General features: G+C 72.5%; 15 protein-coding genes and 1 pseudogene. 6 read left to right on the forward strand and 10 right to left on the reverse strand.

Features of this window, described 5'->3' with window-relative positions; genetic code table 11:
• From ACIBAF_RS00020 to ACIBAF_RS00030, 3 genes and pseudogenes are all read left to right on the forward strand, one after another.
• Nucleotides 1-436 (forward strand): annotated as a pseudogene (locus ACIBAF_RS00020) (hypothetical protein); the annotation flags it as partial.
• Entirely contained in the window at nucleotides 433-885 is a 453-nt protein-coding gene (locus tag ACIBAF_RS00025) for a hypothetical protein (protein ID WP_399460802.1), read from the forward strand. The pseudogene ACIBAF_RS00020 and the gene ACIBAF_RS00025, both read left to right, overlap by 4 nt.
• Before the next feature lie 340 nt (nucleotides 886-1225).
• Nucleotides 1226-3097 carry an ABC transporter ATP-binding protein gene (locus tag ACIBAF_RS00030; protein WP_399461315.1) on the forward strand — a complete coding sequence of 624 codons (1872 nt, stop codon included), beginning with the start codon at nucleotides 1226-1228 and terminating at the stop codon, nucleotides 3095-3097.
• A 4-nt stretch (nucleotides 3098-3101) separates the two neighbouring features.
• Here ACIBAF_RS00030 and ACIBAF_RS00035 read toward each other — a convergent pair whose 3' ends face one another.
• Nucleotides 3102-3278 (reverse strand): hypothetical protein, encoded by a 177-nt coding sequence (locus ACIBAF_RS00035; protein WP_399460803.1) that lies wholly within the window; start codon nucleotides 3276-3278, stop codon nucleotides 3102-3104.
• Nucleotides 3279-3464: 186 nt separating this feature from the next.
• Nucleotides 3465-4847 (reverse strand): amidohydrolase, encoded by a 1383-nt coding sequence (locus ACIBAF_RS00040; protein ID WP_399460804.1) that lies wholly within the window; start codon nucleotides 4845-4847, stop codon nucleotides 3465-3467.
• Between the two features lie 124 nt (nucleotides 4848-4971).
• On the opposite strand from ACIBAF_RS00040, the gene ACIBAF_RS00045 reads away from it, so the two are divergent.
• Nucleotides 4972-5922: an endonuclease/exonuclease/phosphatase family protein gene (locus tag ACIBAF_RS00045; protein WP_399460805.1), complete on the forward strand. Its 951-nt coding sequence runs from the start codon at nucleotides 4972-4974 to the stop codon at nucleotides 5920-5922.
• A 29-nt stretch (nucleotides 5923-5951) separates the two neighbouring features.
• Here the strand turns inward: ACIBAF_RS00045 and ACIBAF_RS00050 are convergent, their stop codons facing one another.
• The 5 genes from ACIBAF_RS00050 to ACIBAF_RS00070 form a co-directional block, all read right to left on the reverse strand.
• Nucleotides 5952-7874, reverse strand: coding sequence for an FUSC family protein (locus tag ACIBAF_RS00050; RefSeq protein ID WP_399460806.1), 1923 nt, complete (start codon nucleotides 7872-7874; stop codon nucleotides 5952-5954).
• Nucleotides 7875-8124: 250 nt separating this feature from the next.
• A complete protein-coding gene (locus ACIBAF_RS00055) occupies nucleotides 8125-8331 on the reverse strand; it encodes a hypothetical protein (RefSeq protein ID WP_399460807.1) in 207 nt (68 codons plus the stop codon).
• A gap of 111 nt (nucleotides 8332-8442) precedes the next feature.
• Nucleotides 8443-8820 carry a hypothetical protein gene (locus ACIBAF_RS00060; protein WP_399460808.1) on the reverse strand — a complete coding sequence of 126 codons (378 nt, stop codon included), beginning with the start codon at nucleotides 8818-8820 and terminating at the stop codon, nucleotides 8443-8445.
• Nucleotides 8821-9143: 323 nt separating this feature from the next.
• On the reverse strand, nucleotides 9144-9866 hold the full coding sequence (locus tag ACIBAF_RS00065) for an aspartate/glutamate racemase family protein (RefSeq protein ID WP_399460809.1): 723 nt from the start codon (nucleotides 9864-9866) through the stop codon (nucleotides 9144-9146).
• Between the two features lie 5 nt (nucleotides 9867-9871).
• A complete protein-coding gene (locus ACIBAF_RS00070) occupies nucleotides 9872-11353 on the reverse strand; it encodes an NCS1 family nucleobase:cation symporter-1 (RefSeq protein ID WP_399460810.1) in 1482 nt (493 codons plus the stop codon).
• Between the two features lie 153 nt (nucleotides 11354-11506).
• Here ACIBAF_RS00070 and ACIBAF_RS00075 point away from each other — a divergent pair, with 153 nt between their 5' ends.
• Entirely contained in the window at nucleotides 11507-12235 is a 729-nt protein-coding gene (locus ACIBAF_RS00075) for an FCD domain-containing protein (protein ID WP_399460811.1), read from the forward strand.
• Nucleotides 12236-12257: 22 nt separating this feature from the next.
• Nucleotides 12258-12395: a hypothetical protein gene (locus ACIBAF_RS00080; protein ID WP_399460812.1), complete on the forward strand. Its 138-nt coding sequence runs from the start codon at nucleotides 12258-12260 to the stop codon at nucleotides 12393-12395.
• Nucleotides 12396-12406: 11 nt separating this feature from the next.
• Here ACIBAF_RS00080 and pip read toward each other — a convergent pair whose 3' ends face one another.
• The 3 genes from pip to ACIBAF_RS00095 all read right to left on the reverse strand — a co-directional run bounded on the left by pip (nucleotide 12407) and on the right by ACIBAF_RS00095 (nucleotide 14976).
• Nucleotides 12407-13363 carry a prolyl aminopeptidase gene (gene pip / locus ACIBAF_RS00085; protein WP_399460813.1) on the reverse strand — a complete coding sequence of 319 codons (957 nt, stop codon included), beginning with the start codon at nucleotides 13361-13363 and terminating at the stop codon, nucleotides 12407-12409.
• A 26-nt stretch (nucleotides 13364-13389) separates the two neighbouring features.
• Entirely contained in the window at nucleotides 13390-14199 is an 810-nt protein-coding gene (locus tag ACIBAF_RS00090; RefSeq protein ID WP_399460814.1) for a uracil-DNA glycosylase, read from the reverse strand.
• A 93-nt stretch (nucleotides 14200-14292) separates the two neighbouring features.
• Nucleotides 14293-14976 (reverse strand): class I SAM-dependent methyltransferase, encoded by a 684-nt coding sequence (locus tag ACIBAF_RS00095; RefSeq protein ID WP_399460815.1) that lies wholly within the window; start codon nucleotides 14974-14976, stop codon nucleotides 14293-14295.
• Nucleotides 14977-15087: the final 111 nt, after the last annotated feature.

The raw sequence follows: 15087 nt of genomic DNA on the forward strand, positions 1-15087 counted from the left end.
CCTGCCAGTCGTCCCCGCCGCGCCCAACGCATCCGCCGTCCCGACCGCGCCCGCGGCGCCCGTCGCATCCGCCGCGCCAGTCGCACGCACCCTGCCAGTCGTCCCCGCCGCGCCCAACGCATCCGCCGTCCCGACCGCGCCCGCGGCGCCCGTCGCATCCGCCGCGCCAGTCGCACGCACCCTGCCGACCGCACCCGCCGCGCCCAACGCATCCGCCGCGCCGACCGCATCCGCGGTGCCCATCGGATCCGACGGTCCGGCCGCCCGCGTCGCGCCGCAGTGGCACCGCACCCTTGAGCACGCGGGGCACGCCGGGTGCGACGGTCGTGAGGGGTGGACACGGACGCCCGGACGCTCCGCCGACGCCCTCCAACTCCCGCTCCAGCTTCCGCTTCAGCTCCCCTTCCAGCCCGTCCGCGAGCGGGGACGGACATGAGCACCGTGCCCGGTCGGGCTCCGGTGCTGACACTCGACACGCTCGTACGCCTGAAGCGCGGACCGGCCGGCGCGTCCGGCGCCGCCCCCGAACCCGTGCACCGGCTGGCCGTGCCCGACGGCATGACGGCCCCCTTGGGCTGTGACGCCGTCTCCGTGCCGGCCCATCTCGGCCCGCTGCTCATGCCGCGTCTGCCGCGCGTGGGCTGTGTCTACGCCGACGACGCGCACTGGTGGTGGCTGGTCCCCGCCGACTCCGACTACGCCCTGGAGTGGCCCGCCCCCGCTCGCTACGCCACGGGCGCGGTCCTCCCGGACTCCCCGCGCCGCCCTGGCCTCATCCACCGACCGGACGGCACGCTTCCCTACACCCCGCCGATCCCCCTCTACCTGGCCCTGTGCCGCCTCACGGGCACGACGCCCATCTGGTCGCGGCCCATCAGCGCATAGTCCCCGCCTGCCTGTGGGACAGTCCGGCGCACCGTCCCCGGCGCACGCCCGCGCGTCCCGGCTTCCCCGTCCCACGCCCTGCCCTCACGCGGCTCGTCCCGCGATAGTGGCCGTCGTCCACGACCACTTGGGGAGGCCGACGGTGGGGCAGGCGCGGCGGGCGGAGAGCGCGGATGAGGCAGACAAGGACCAGAAGGCAGAGCAGGCAGAGCAGGGAGAGAAGGCAGCGAAAGCGGAGCACGCGGGAACGGCGGAGAAGGCCGGCAAGCCGCAGAGTTCCGACGAGCGTGACGTGTCCGAGTCGGAGCGGCTGCTGTTCGGCGGCCCGCTCCGCTACGACATGGGGTGGAACCAGCACCGGGACGCCTTCCTGGAGCTGAACTTCCGCGCCATGATCATCCGGCTGCCCTCCCTGCTCTCCACGAGTCTCAGGCTGGCCCGTCAGGCCGACCCGCGCGCCGCCCGGATCGTGCTGGCCGCGGAGGCGGGCCGGGGCGTGACGCAGGCGGTGAGCCTGCTCGCGGTGAACAGCGTGCTGGGCCGGCTGGTCACCGGCGGCTCGATCGAGGACCGGCTGCGCGACGCCGCTCCCGCGTTGGTCGCGATGGCCGTCGTACTCCTCTTCGGGGCGCTGTTGCGGGCCGCGTCGACGTATGCCACCGGGCGGCTGGAGCCCAAGGTGGAACGGGTGGCCACCGAGTTGTACCTGGAACGGGCGGCCGGGGTGGAGCTGGCCGCGATCGAGGACCACGCCTTCCACAAGCTGCTGGACACCGCGCAGTACGGCGCCCGGTCCGCCTGCCGGATGATCACGTACGGCACGCGCGTGGTGAACGCGCTGATCTCGCTGGCCGCCGCGGCCGGCGTGCTCACTGTGCTGCACCCGCTGCTGCTGCCGCTGCTGGTCACGATGACGCTGCCCAGCGCCTGGAGCGCGCTGACCAACGCCCGGCGCCGCTACGAGTCGTTCCACACCTGGGTGCAGCACGCGCGCGCGGGTCATCTCATCGCGAGTCTGCTCACCGAGCCCGCGGCGGCGCCCGAGATCCGTGTGCACGGCGTCGGCCCGTTCCTGCTGCGGCACTTCCGCTCGATGTCGGAGACCGCGGAGGCCGAACAGGCCCGGCTGGCCCGGCTCGCCGCCCGCACCGGTCTGATCGCGGCCGCCTGGACGGGTCTCGCGACCGTGGCGACCTACGCCACCCTCGGCGCCCTGCTGCTCACCGGGACGATGGCCCTGGCGGTCGCGGGCACCGCGGTGATCGCGATCCGCAGCGGCTCCGCGAGCCTGAACACCCTCGTGCTGGAGGTCAACCAGCTGCACGAGGAGGCCCTGTTCGTGGGCGACCTGCAACGGCTGTACGTCGAAGCAGCCGAACGGGCGATCCCGGAGGGCGGCGCGGCCCTGCCGGAGGAGCCGCGCGAGATCCGCTTCGAGAACGTCACGTTCGGCTACCCGGGCGAGTCGGCGCGCCCCGCCCTCGACGACGTGACCCTCACGCTCCCCCTCGGCCGGATCATCGCGCTCGTCGGCGAGAACGGCTCCGGCAAGACGACCCTGGTGAAGCTGCTGGCCGGGCTGTACAAGCCGGATCGGGGGCGGATCCTGTGGGACGGCGTGGACGCGGCGGGCGCGGACCGGCGCCAGCTGGCCGAGCGGGTCGCGATGGTGGCGCAGGACTTCAAGCGGTGGCCGTTCACGGCCCGGGTCAACGTGGCCATCGGCCGCAGCGCCGCGGCGCTCACCGAGGAGCGGCTGTCCGCGTCGGTCGCCGAGGCGGGCGCGCAGGAGGTGGTCGCGGATCTGCCGCGCGGTCTGGACACCCTGCTGGCCCGGCATTTCAGCGGCGGGCACGAGCTGTCCGGCGGCCAGTGGCAGCGTCTCGGCATCGCGCGGGCGGCCTACCGGCGCGGGCGCATCCTGATCGTGGACGAGCCGACGGCGGCGCTGGACGCCCGGGCCGAGCTGGAGGTGTTCGAGAAGATCCGCGCGCTGGCCGGCAGCGGTCAGACGGTCGTCCTGATCACGCATCGGCTGGCGTCGGTCCGGCACGCGGACCTGGTGCACGTCCTGGACCAGGGCAAGCTGGTGGAGTCGGGGACCCCGGACGAGCTGCTGGCGGGCGGGGGCGTCTACGCCGAGCTGTACGCGCTGCAGGCCGAGCAGTTCACGGCGCGGGTGCCCGTGCCCGCGCCGTCGCAGGCGGGCTGACGGTTCACCGTGCGGGGTCGCCGCCCCGGACGACCACCAGGAAGGTGTCCGTGGCGAGGTCCATGACGACCTCGGCGGGCAGCCCCTCCATGCGTCGTGCGTGCGCGAACTCCTCCGCAGGCCACGACCCGCGCGGCCCGCCCGCGGGAAAGCGTTCGAGCACGGTTCGCCCGTTCACCATCTCGCACCTCCGATAAGCGTCTCAGCGTCGTGACTTGTAGGAGTTAACGCTCATCGGACCGCGAAGGCCTCGCTCAGTTGCGGTACTGAGACGTAGTTGACACGGGTCCGGCACGGACCGTGAGGATTCGGTCACTTTGCGAACGCACCGGACACTGTACGTGGCTGGTCGTGTACGAGTCTCGTCTTACGTGTCGTACTCCTGGATGCGTCCGCCGTGGCTGCGGTCGAGGAGTGCGGGCATCCGGCGCTCCAGCTCCCGCAGGACCTCCGGTACGTCGATCGTCAGCAGCTCGCGGTCGCGCATCAGGACGCGTCCTTCGACGATCGTGGTGCGGACGTCGGAGGAGCGGGCGCTGTGGACCAGGGTCGCGGCGAGGTCGTGCACGGGCTGGGTGTGCGGTCCGGTGAGGTCGACGAGGACGAGGTCGGCGCGCCGGCCGGGGGCGACGGCGCCCACCCGGTCGTCGAGTCCGACGGCCTTCGCGCTCTGCAGGGTGGCGTGGTGGAGGGCCTGGCGGGAGGTGAGCCAGCGGGGGTCGCCGGTGGTCGACTTCTGGAGGAGGGCGGTGAGGGCCATGGACTCCCACACGTCGAGGGAGTTGTTGGAGGCGGCGCCGTCGGTGGCGAGTCCGACGGGGACGCCGATCTCGCGCAGGGCGCGGACGGGGGTGGTGGTGGGCCAGGCGAACTTGAGATAGCCGCGGGGAGCGCTCGCCACGGCCGTACGCCCGCGCGCGCGGGCGAGGACGGGAAGGTCGCGTTCCAGGATGCCGGTGCCGTGGGCGATGAGGACGTCCGTGTCGAGGATGCCGGTGCGCTCCAGGACCTCGACGGGGGTGACGCCGTGCCGGGCGAGGCTGGTGTCGGTCTGGTCGCGGTTCTCGGCGGCGTGCAGGTGGACGGGCAGGCCGTGTTCCCGGGCGAGTTCGGCGGTGGCCGCGAGATCGGCGTCGGTCACGGTGTAGGGCGCGTGCGGGGCGAGGGCGGTGGTGATGCGGCCGTCGGCGCCGCCGCGGTGGCGCAGCGCGAACTCCAGGGACTGCGCCCGGCCTTGAGGCCCCTGGGAGGAGAAGTACGCCTGGCCCAGGTGTGCGCGGATCCCGCACTCGGCGACGACGGCGGCGACCGCGTCCATCGCGAAGTAGTGGTCGGCGAAGCAGGTGACGCCGGCGCGGATCATCTCCGCGCAGGCCAGCCGCGCGCCCAGTTCGACGTCCTTCGCGGTGAGGTTGGACTCGACGGGCCAGACGACGTCGTTGAACCACTCCTCGGTGGGGAGATCCTCGGCGAGGCCGCGCAGGGCGACCATCGGCGCGTGCGTATGGCAGTTGATCAGCCCGGGCATCGCGACCTGTCCGCGCGCGTCGATGCGTTCACGGGCCGAAAGCCCGGCCGCCTCGGCGGCGCTCGTGACGGCGTCCACAGCCCCGTCCCGGACGACGATCGCGGCGTCCTTTCGGAAGGCGACGCGTTCCTCGCCGCCGGGTCGGTCGGGCTCGTCATGCACGAGCACGGTGCAGCCGGCGATGACGAGGTCGGCTGCGCCGACGGCAGGAGAAGGCGTCATTGCGTCAACGTACGACGGTGTCGTGCCGTGGCGTGAGCCGTGGCGCGCATCTTGTCCCGGACCTGTCGCAGGCCCCGGCCGACGGGCACCCTGGCGCCACGACACCTCCTGGAGGGAGCCCGGCATGCTCCTCGGCACCTGGAACCTCGAGAACCTGTACCGGCCCGGCAGTGGGTTCGGCCCGAAGGACAAGGCCGCCTACGAGGCGAAGCTCGCCGCGCTCGCCGCCGTCCTGACCGTGCTCGACCCGGGTCTGCTCGGCGTGCAGGAGGTCGGGGAGCCGGAGGCGCTGACGGACCTGCTGGAGACGGTGGGCGGCGCCTGGCATGCCGCGCTCTCGGCGCACCCCGACGGCCGGGGCATCCGCGTCGGCGTCATCAGCCGTACGCCCCTGGAGGTGCTGGCCGACACGCGCGCGTACCCGGCGCAGCTGCGCCCGGTGCAGACGGACGACTCGGGGGCGGCCTCGGACGGGACGGGCCGCGGCTTGCTGGCGGTGGAGACGGTCACGGCGACGGGGCCGCTGCGGGTGGCGGTGGCCCATCTGAAGTCGAAGCTGCTGACGTATCCAGGGGATCGTTTCTTCCCGCGTGACGAGGGCGAACGGGCCCGCTACGGCGCCTACGCCCTCTACCGGCGGGCCGCCGAGGCGGCGGCGCTGCGCGCGCTCGCCGACGACCTGTTGGCCGGTGACGGCCGCGAGCGGGACGTGGCGGTGCTGGGCGACCTCAACGACGAGGTGCAGGCGGCGACCACGCAGATCGTGCTCGGCCCGCCCGGTTCGGAGATCGGCACTCCCGGTTTCGAGGCCCCCGACAAGGGCGACGCGGACCGCCTGTGGGACGTGGCGCCGCTGATCCCCGCCGACCGGCGCTACTCACGCGTCGACTCCGGCCGCCGCGAACTGATCGACCACATCCTGACCAGCCACCGCCTCACCCACCGTCTGTCGGCGGCGGGAACGGGTTCGGGGGCGCGGGAGGAGCTGCGGCTTCCGTCGGTGGGCCCGGACCCGGCGACCCGCAGGAACGAGCCGGGGTCGGACCACGCGCCGGTGTGGGTGCGGATCGACTGACGGGGGGCGAGGGGCGGGCGGGACCGGGGCTATACGGCCATCGGCAGGACCGGCGGGGGCAAGGGCAGGCCCACCCGCTGCGTTCGTGCGGCGAGTTCGGCGAGGAGCTCGGCGAGTCGTTCGCGGTGGCGGGGGGTGAGGCGTCCGGTGTCGTCGAGGTGGACGGCGCAGGCGGTGGTGGTGTCGACGAGGCGTTCGAGGAGGGCGGCGACCTCGTCGGCGCCCTCGGTGTGCCGGGCGAGGGCGGGCAGTTCGTGCGCGGCGAGGGCGATGGCGGTGCGGGCCTCGGCGAGGGTGCGGTAGGCCTCGCGGCGCAGGGTCCAGCGGGCGGCGCGGTCGTCGAAGCCGCCGTCGGAGCCGTCGTCGGAGCCGTCGTCGGAGCCGTCGAGGACGTGGGTGAGGTAGGCGTGTGCGGCGTCGGCGGCCGTGGCGAGCCGGGCGCGGACCTGGCCGCCCCGCTCCCCCGGCATCGGCAGATGGCCGACGATCAGGACGATCGCGCAGGCCAGCAGGGTCTCCGTGATCCGGCTGACGGAGGCCTGGGGTTCCCCGCCGACCATCACCAGCGACAGCACGAGCACGGTGGCGACGGCCGTCTGGGCCGCGAAGTGCCGGGTGGAGACGGGGATCAGCGCACCGCACAGGGCGACCAGCGCCACGAGCCCCTCCGGGCGGGGCAGCACGGCGGCGAACCCGGCGAACAGCAGCGCCCCGAACACGGTCCCCGCGGCCCGGCACAGCACCCGCGACACCAGGGGCCCGAGGTCGGGCTTGACCAGGAAGACGGCGGTGGCCGGCAGCCAGTACCAGTGCGTGTGCTGCCCGTACCAGTGGGAGTGGTGCAGGGCCTGCGCGACGGCGGCGCTGGCCCCGAAGGACAGGCCGACCCGCAGCCCGTACTCCCGCCCGCCCGGACCGAACGCAGTGCGCAGCAGGTCGCGGGCGCCGCGCCGACGGGTGTGCAGGTCGCCCCCGTCGCCCTGGTCGAAGGCGTCGGCGGCGTGCAGCAGGGCGTCGTCGAGGGCGCGCAGCGCGGGCGCGGACCGGGAGGGCGCGGGCAGCGGCCCGGTGTGCGTGTTCTCCCGTACGGCGGCGGCGAGCCGTCGGGGCCCGGCCGAGGCCCGCTCGGCGACGGGCTCCCCGTTCCAGGCGAGCGCGGTCGCGGCCTCGGCCAGGGGCAGCGCGGCGGCGTACTGGGCGTGCAGCCGCCGCTCGGCCGCGGAGCTGGCGTAGCGCCGCAGCCGGGGTCCGGCGAGGGCGTCCTGGGCGTGGTCGAGGGCGGCGGTGAGCGCGGCGCGGCGGTCGGTGGCGTGCTCCGCGCCGACGGCGTCGAGCAGTTCGGCGACGGCGTCGTAGACACCGGCCACCGCGTCCCGTTCCCCGTCGAACCGGAAGTCGCCGGTCATGGCCCCGGGCGTGGGCAGCACGAGCCGCAGCGCGAGCAGCCATCCGGCCCCGGCGAGGAACGCGAGGGCGAGCAGCCGGCCCGGTTCCGGCACCGGCATCCCGGCCCCGATCGCCGCGGCGACCAGCAACTGCGTGCCCGCCCCGGAGGCGACGGGCCCGACGGCGCTCATTCCGCCGGCGACGAGCCCGAGACCGGTGAGGACGAGCGTCAGCGCGACGGCCCCGAGGTGGCCCCCGGCGTACGTCCCGACGAGCAGCCCTCCCGCTCCCACGAGCGCGGGCGCCCCGAGTCGCCGGACGGACGCCCGTCGGCTGCCGGGCCGGTCGTTGATCCCGGCGAGCATGGCGGCGATGGCGGCGACGACCCCGAGAGACGTCCGCCCGACGTGCACCGCGACCAGCAGAAGAGGCCCCGCGGCCAACGCCCCTCGCGTGACCGCGCTCCAGGGCACGGGCCCACGCTGGGCCCGCAGAGCGTGGGCCAGCCAGGGCGGCAGAGCGGTGGAGGCGCGAGAGCGAAGGGAGGCGGACGAGCGCGGGGACACGAAGCTCCTGTCGTGACGAGGGCGGGGGTGTGCCTTCGGGCGACGGTGGCCGGGGCGGTCGGGGCGGTCGGGGCATTGGTCAGCTGTGGTGAGCTGCGGTGTCCACGCTACGGGGCGGTCTTGGAGAGGTTGGGACGGTTGCGTTTCAGCGAGGTGACGTCCGACCCGAATCCCGCTTTCTTTATGAACGCAAGGCCGGAAGAGCCGGAAGAAGGCGGATCCCGCTTGACCATGTGCCGTTGCCGAAGGGTCATGCCCCGGCGTCCGTCAGCTGCGTCACGGCGAAGTTCAGATGCTGGATGTGCCCCGCCTTGATCCACGTCTCCGCGTTGCCCGAGCCCCGGGACGAGGTCCACAGCGGCGCGATCCGTCTCCGTACGAGGGGATCGAGCGCCTCGTAGGCAGTCCAGGCGTCCCGCCGCGTCGGCAGGACCGGTACATAGATCGGCTCGACCATCGCGGCTCCCCCTCGCCCCGCCGAATGCCCTGTCGCCCCTGGTCACAGGGTGATTGGGCATTCTTGGTAACGAAAGAGTGCATTTCCTGCCAGAAGCGAACGACGGCCCTGCTACCACAGGTTCTGGTGACGGTGACGGGTCGGCGGGTGGTCCAGTTCCTCGGCCGCGGAGAGGAGAGCGCCGGGCGCGGCCGCGCGGAGGCGGTTGCGGGCGGTCGAGCGGAACACGGACAGGGCGGCGCGCGCACGGGACTCGTACGGGCCGTCGACCTGGGCGTTCAAGGACCGGGGATAGGTGTACGCGCAGAACGTGTGCGTCAGCCGGACGGGGCACGGGCGACGCCGCTCGCGCCGCGCACGGGTCAGTTCCTGCGCGCTGTAGCGGAGGGCGACGAGACGGTGGCCGGTGTCCAGGTTCAGGCTCTCGGCCGGCCAATGAGCAGGGTTGACGCGGTGTCGGGGGCGGACGTGGTGGACGGTTCGGGACATGGCAGACCTCCGGGGCCCGCCGGGACTTCCGGCGTGGCCCATAAGAAGTCCGCCGCCGTGAAACGGCCCAGACGCTTGCTCCGCACGGGAGGAAGCCTGGCGAAGGCGGCGCGGGACTGTCCAACGGTTATCCGTCGCGAGGCGATTGCCAGTGGCGCGCGCCTCGCCCTGCGGCCCCGCCTGCCCCGTCTACCCCGTCCGCCCCGTCCGCCCCGTCCGCCCCGTCCGCCCCGTCCGCCCCGTCTGCCCCGTCTGCCCCGTCTGCCCCTGCGGATGCTTCACCCCTCGCCCCCTCCCCGCTCCCCTCGCTTCACGGCTCTGTGCTACTCGGGGCGCCACACGCGCCGTTTCGGTACCGGCTTTGCGAAGCTTCCCGCGCGGCTGGTCGTCAGGCCCAGTCCCACCAGTGCCTCCGCCAGCTTCACCGCCGCCCCGACGCCGTCGACGACCGGAAGACCGAGTTTGTCTCCCACCGCCTGCTGCAGCCCCGTCATGCCGGCGCAGCCGAGCACCAGTACTTCGGCCCCGGCTTCCCGGGCCCGCTCGGCGGCCGCGAGGAAGGCCGCCTCCGTGCGGTCGGCGTCGCCCAGGTCGAGAACGCCGAGACCGGTGCCGACGACGGCTGCGCAGTTGCGGCCCACCCCGGCCAGTTCCAGGCTGTCCTCGATCTGGCCGCAGGACCGTTCCAGGGTGGTGACGACGCCGTAGCGGCGGCCCAGCAGACAGGCCAGATGGGCCGCGGCCTCGGTGATGTCGACGACGGGCACGTCGACCAGCTCCCGCACGCCTTCGCGGCCGTGCTCGCCGAAGCCGGCCATGACGACGGCGTCGTAGGGCGGGCCGTCGTAGGTGCGCAGACGATCGATGACGGCCGCGGCCGAGAGATAGCTGTCGAGCCAGCCCTCGGCCGACTCGGGTCCCCAGTCGGGGGTCAGGCCGATCACGGCGGTGCCCGGGCCTGCCGCGGCCCGGGCACCTCGCACGATCTCCTCGGTCATCTCCTGCGTGGTGTTGCAGTTGGTGACGACGATCCGTACGTTCCGCACGCTTCTCAGACCTCCACGGGCTTGTCGGGAGCGGCCGCCGAGGACCCCGCCGTCCGCTCGCTGCGGCACAGCAGCAGGTACAGGCCGGCCCCGAGGGCCGTCCCGATGAACCAGGAGTACGGAGCCACGTCGCTGAACGTCTTCACCAGCGCGAGCACCGCCGCGACCGCCGCGGAGGGCAGGAACGCCCACAGCGCCTTGGGGTTGACGCCCTTGCGGTAGTAGTAGCGGGAGCCGGGGGTGGCGTCGAACAGCTCGTTGGCGTCGACGCGGCCGCGCTTGACCCAGTAGTAGTCGACCATGATCACGCCGAACAGGGGGCCGAGGAACGCCCCGAGACCGCCGAGGAAGTAGTTGACGACGGTCGGGTTGGAGAAGAGGTTCCAGGGGGTGACGACGAGCGCGGCGACGGTGCTGATCATGCCGCCGACCTTGAAGCTGATCTTCTGCGGCCAGACGTTGGCGAGGTCGTACGCCGGCGACACGAAGTTGGCGACGATGTTGACGCCCATGGTGGCGATGGCGAAGGTGAGCGCGCCCAGGACCAGCACCCAGGTGTTGCCGACCTTGGCGACCAGTTCCGCCGGGTCGGTGATGGCCTCGCCGAACACCTCCAGCGAGCCGGCGGTGACGATCACGGAGACGACCACGAACGCCGTCGAGTTGAGCGGCAGCCCCCAGAAGTTGCCGCGGCGGACCGTCTTGTAGTCAGGAGCGAAGCGGGAGAAGTCACAGAAGTTCAGCATCAGCGTGCCGTACGTGGCGAGGATCAGTCCGATCGCGCCGAACCACTGCCGCCACTGCTCGCCCACGGAGACAGGGTGCGGGGTGGAGGTGAGCGAGATGGTCCAGCCGGCCTTGGCCAGGACCCAGATCGCCAGCGCGATCATCACCAGCCAGATAGCCGGGCCGCAGAAGTCCTGGAACTTGCGCACCGACTCCATGCCCTGGCTGATGATCAGCGCCTGGATCAGCCACAGGGACAGGAAGGAGACCCAGCCGAGGGCGTCGAGGCCCAGGAAGGAGCTGTGCGTCCAGGACTCCAGGCCCGGCCAGGCCGCCAGCAGCATCACGTTGACGGCGACGGAGGCGAGGTAGGTCTGGATGCCGTACCACATGATGGCGATCACGGCGCGGATGAGGGCCGGGATGTTGGCGCCCCAGACGCCGAAGCTGATGCGGCTGACCACCGGGAAGGGCACACCGTGGCGCTGGCCGATCTTCCCCATCCAGTTCATGCCGACGTAGATGAGCACGAAGCCGACGAGCAGGGACGTGAAGATCTGCCACACGTTCATGCCGAGGACCAGCAGGCCGGCGGCGAAGGTGTAGTTGCCGAGGTTGTGGACGTCCGACATCCACATGGCGAAGAGGTCGAAGACCTTCCAGTTTCGCTGCTCGGCGGGCGCGAGGTCTTCGTTGGTGAGCCGGGGGTCGGGGACGAACGCTGGTGCGCCGGTGGCTTCGGCGCTGTCGGCGAGGGACACGGGGCCTCCATGGGCAAGGGGACGGAGGAGGACTACTGGGCCGATCGTTTGGTATACCAAACTGCCGACATGGTCCCGCCGTCAAGCGTTCTGACCGATGTCCTTCCTGTTACACCTCCGTAAAAGCCCCCTCCCATCGGAGAGGATGGGCCCATGACGAAGATCGAACCGATCGGAGCGGTGCGCGAGCGCGTCCTGGTAACCCTGCGACAGGAGATCATCTCCGGTCGACTGCGTCCCGGCGACCGGCTCGTCGAACGAGAGCTGGCCGACCGGTTCGGCGTCTCCAGGGTCCCCGTCCGGGAGGCCATCCGGGCCCTGGTCGCCGAGGGCTTCGTCCTGTTCGAGACCCCCCGCCGCACCGTCGTACGGCGACTGAGCCCCACGGACGTGAAGGAACTCTTCGAACTGCGCGAGGCGTTGGAGGTGTACGCGGCCGGACTGGCCGCCGCCCGCGCCACCCCGGAAGACCTCGCGGACCTACGGGAACTCCTGTCGAGCGCGGCCCACGCCACCGAGGCCGGGGACGCCGAAGCGATCACCGACATCAACACGCGCTTCCACGACCGCCTCCTCGCCATGGCCGGCAACACCCTGCTGATCTCCGTCATGGAACCCGTCGGCGGCCGCCTGCAATGGCTCACCCGACGCAACGAGGAATGGCCCCAACTCCTCACCGAACACCAGGAGCTCTACGACGCCATCGCCTCCGGCGACCCCGAGCGCGCCCGCGCCCACGCCCTGAACCACGTCCAGGCCAACTACCGCTCCACCGTGCGGCACCTCTTCGGAACGCCGGCCGACCCCGCGCCCGCACAACCGTCCGCAGCACAGCCATCAGCCCAACCTTCCGCCCAGCCTTCCGCCCAATCCTCCGCCTAGACTCTGCCGACGCTTCGGACAGGTGTCCGACAGGGGGAGACAGTTCTACGCCTCCACCGCGACCGGAGAGTTCTCCCGCTGCCGGTGGAGCGTCACCACCGACCGGGACGGCTCCCACCCGGTCTCGGCACGGCCGCTCGCCGCGGCCCGCATCGTCTGACCCTGGCGGCGTCAGCGCCGGGCGTACCCGTCGGTGGCCGCGACCAGCGCCTCCGCCACGCCCGGCGCCCCCGCATCGTGGCCCGCCTCGTCAACGACCACCAACTCGCAGCCCGGCCAGGCGTGATGGAGCCGCCAGACGGTGCCGAGGAGGTTGCCGAAGTCGAGGCTGCCCTGCACAAGAGTGCCCGGGACGCCGTCGAGGAGGTGCGCGTCACGCAGCACGGCGCCCTCGCCGGCCAGGAAGTGACCGTTGCCCCAGTAGTGGGTGACGGTGCGGGCGAAGCCCATCCGGAACACCGGGTCCTCGAACCGCTCGACGGACCGCGGCGGCGCCGGAATCGTCGCCGTCTCCCAGTCCGTCCACGCCCGCGCCGCCCGCTCCCGCACCCCGGGATCGGGCGATTCGAGCAGCCTGTTGTATGCAGCCGCCAGGTTGCCGATCCGCGCCTCACCCTCCGGCAGCCCCGCCGAGAACCCCTCGAACGCCTCCGGGAACACCTTCCCCAACCCCCTGGTCAACAGCTCCACTTCGGCATCGGACCCCGTGGCGACCCCCGTCAGCACCAGCTCGCTCACCACCCCGGGATGCGTCTGCGCATACCGCAGCCCCAGCACCGACCCCCACGACACACCCCACACCAGCCACCGCCCGATCCCCAACCACCGCCGCAGCGACTCCAGATCGGCGAGGAGGTGAGCCGTCGTGTTGACGCTCATATCGGTGCCGTATGCACTTGCGTGCGGTGTGGACCGCCCACACCCGCGCTGGTCCAGCAGCACGATCCGGTACGCGGCCGGGTCGAAGAGCCGCCGGAAGTACGGCGCACTCCCGGAACCCGGCCCACCGTGCAACACCAGCGCAGGCTTGCCCCGCGGGTTCCCACAGGTCTCCCAGTACACGCGATTGCCGTCCCCGACGTCGAGCATGCCGTGGTCGTACGGTTCGATCTCCGGATACAGGCCCATCGAGGCACCGTACGATCCGCCGCGGCCTACGTCGCCCCGATTTCGCCCGTCGTCCCAGCCAGCCCCGCCGCCCCAGCCGCCGTGCGCAGCACGTCCCGCAGCATCTCGGGGGTGAGCCGGCCCGTGAACGTGTTGCGCTGGCTGACATGGAAGCAGCCGAAAACATCCAGGTCGGGGCCGTCGTCCGGGCCGGCGAGCGGCACCCGGGTCCCGTGCGCGAAGGCAGGTCGCGGTCGGGGCACCGCCCAGCCCGCCTCCGCGAACGCGGGCAGCGCGGCCTGCCAGCCGAACGCGCCGAGCACCACGACCGCGCGCAACGTCGGCCGCAGCAGCCGCAGCTCCTGCCCCAGCCAGGACCGGCAGGTGTCCCGCTCCCCCGGGGTGGGCTTGTTGGCGGGCGGCGCGCAGTGCACGGGCGAGGTGACGCGCACGCCGTACAGCTCCAGCCCGTCGTCGACGGAGACGGAGGTGGGCTGCGAGGCGAGTCCCACGTCGTACAAGGCCTGGTAGAGCACGTCCCCGGAACGGTCACCGGTGAACATACGGCCCGTACGGTTCCCGCCGTGCGCGGCCGGAGCGAGCCCGACGATCAGCAACCGGGCGTCGGACGGCCCGAACCCGGGCACGGGCCGCCCCCAGTACGACCAGTCGGCGAAGGCCGCCCGCTTCGTACGAGCCACCTCCTCACGCCACTCCACCAACCGAGGACACGCCCCACAGCCCACGACCCGCCGGTCCAGCTCGACGAGGGCAGCGCGGGCGGTTCCGGGGGTGCGGGCGGCGAGGCCGGAATCGGAGGCGGCGTCGGGGCCGGAGGGAGCGTCGGGGGCGGCCATGTCCCCCACGGTACGACTCCACCGAACACATCATCCTGGGGAGGGGCCCCTCCCCCCTCCCCCCTCCCCCTCCCCGCCCTCCCCCTTCCCCGCCTACTCCTCCACCGGCACAGCCCTCACCCAGATCCGGTCTTCCGTCAGGTACCGGTCCACCCTCAGGCCTGCCTCCGCCAAGGCCTGCTCGAACTGGTCCTTGGTGAGTGCGCGGGTCCGAAAGGTCTGTGTCCATACCGCGTCGGGGAACTCGTACTCCGCACGCACGGAGCTGACGCCGTTCTCGACGGGGCCGGCCGAGGACATCCGTACGGTGAAGCCGCTCGGGTCGACGCGTTCGCGTGGCAGGTTGGTGTGGTAATCCTCTCCTTCCCGTTGGATCAGCAGGAATCCGCCCTTGGCTATGTGGCGGGCGCAGGCGCGCAGCATCCTTTTCCGTATCTCGTCGTCGCCGTTGTGCACGAGGAATGATGCGAGCATCACCACGTCGAATGTTTCGCCGAGGTCGAGGTCTTCGATCGGGCTGCATATGGTGCGCGCCCTGTGGACGCGCTCCAGCATGTCGGCGGATTCGTCGACCGCTGTGACGGTGAAGCCTCGCTCCAGCAGGGCGTGGGTCACTCGGCCGACTCCGCTGCCCAGCTCCAGGATGTGGGCGCCGGTGGGCACTGCCGCGGAGATGATGTCGGGCTCGTCCTTCACCGGGAGGCGCGAGTAGAACTCGACCGCGCAGCCGTCCGGGGTGATCGCGCCGGGGCCTGTTCCTTCGTATCCCTCTCGCATGTGTCGTCGCATGCCCGTTCAACGGGTGGGCTGTGTTGGGGCGTTCCCTGTGCGGGCGGGTTCACTCGTTCGAGGGGTAGGCGTCTGTTCGGGCAACCTCGGAGGCGACTG

The sequence above is a fragment of the Streptomyces sp. NPDC051677 genome (assembly GCF_044453465.1).
Lineage (GTDB): Bacteria > Actinomycetota > Actinomycetes > Streptomycetales > Streptomycetaceae > Streptomyces.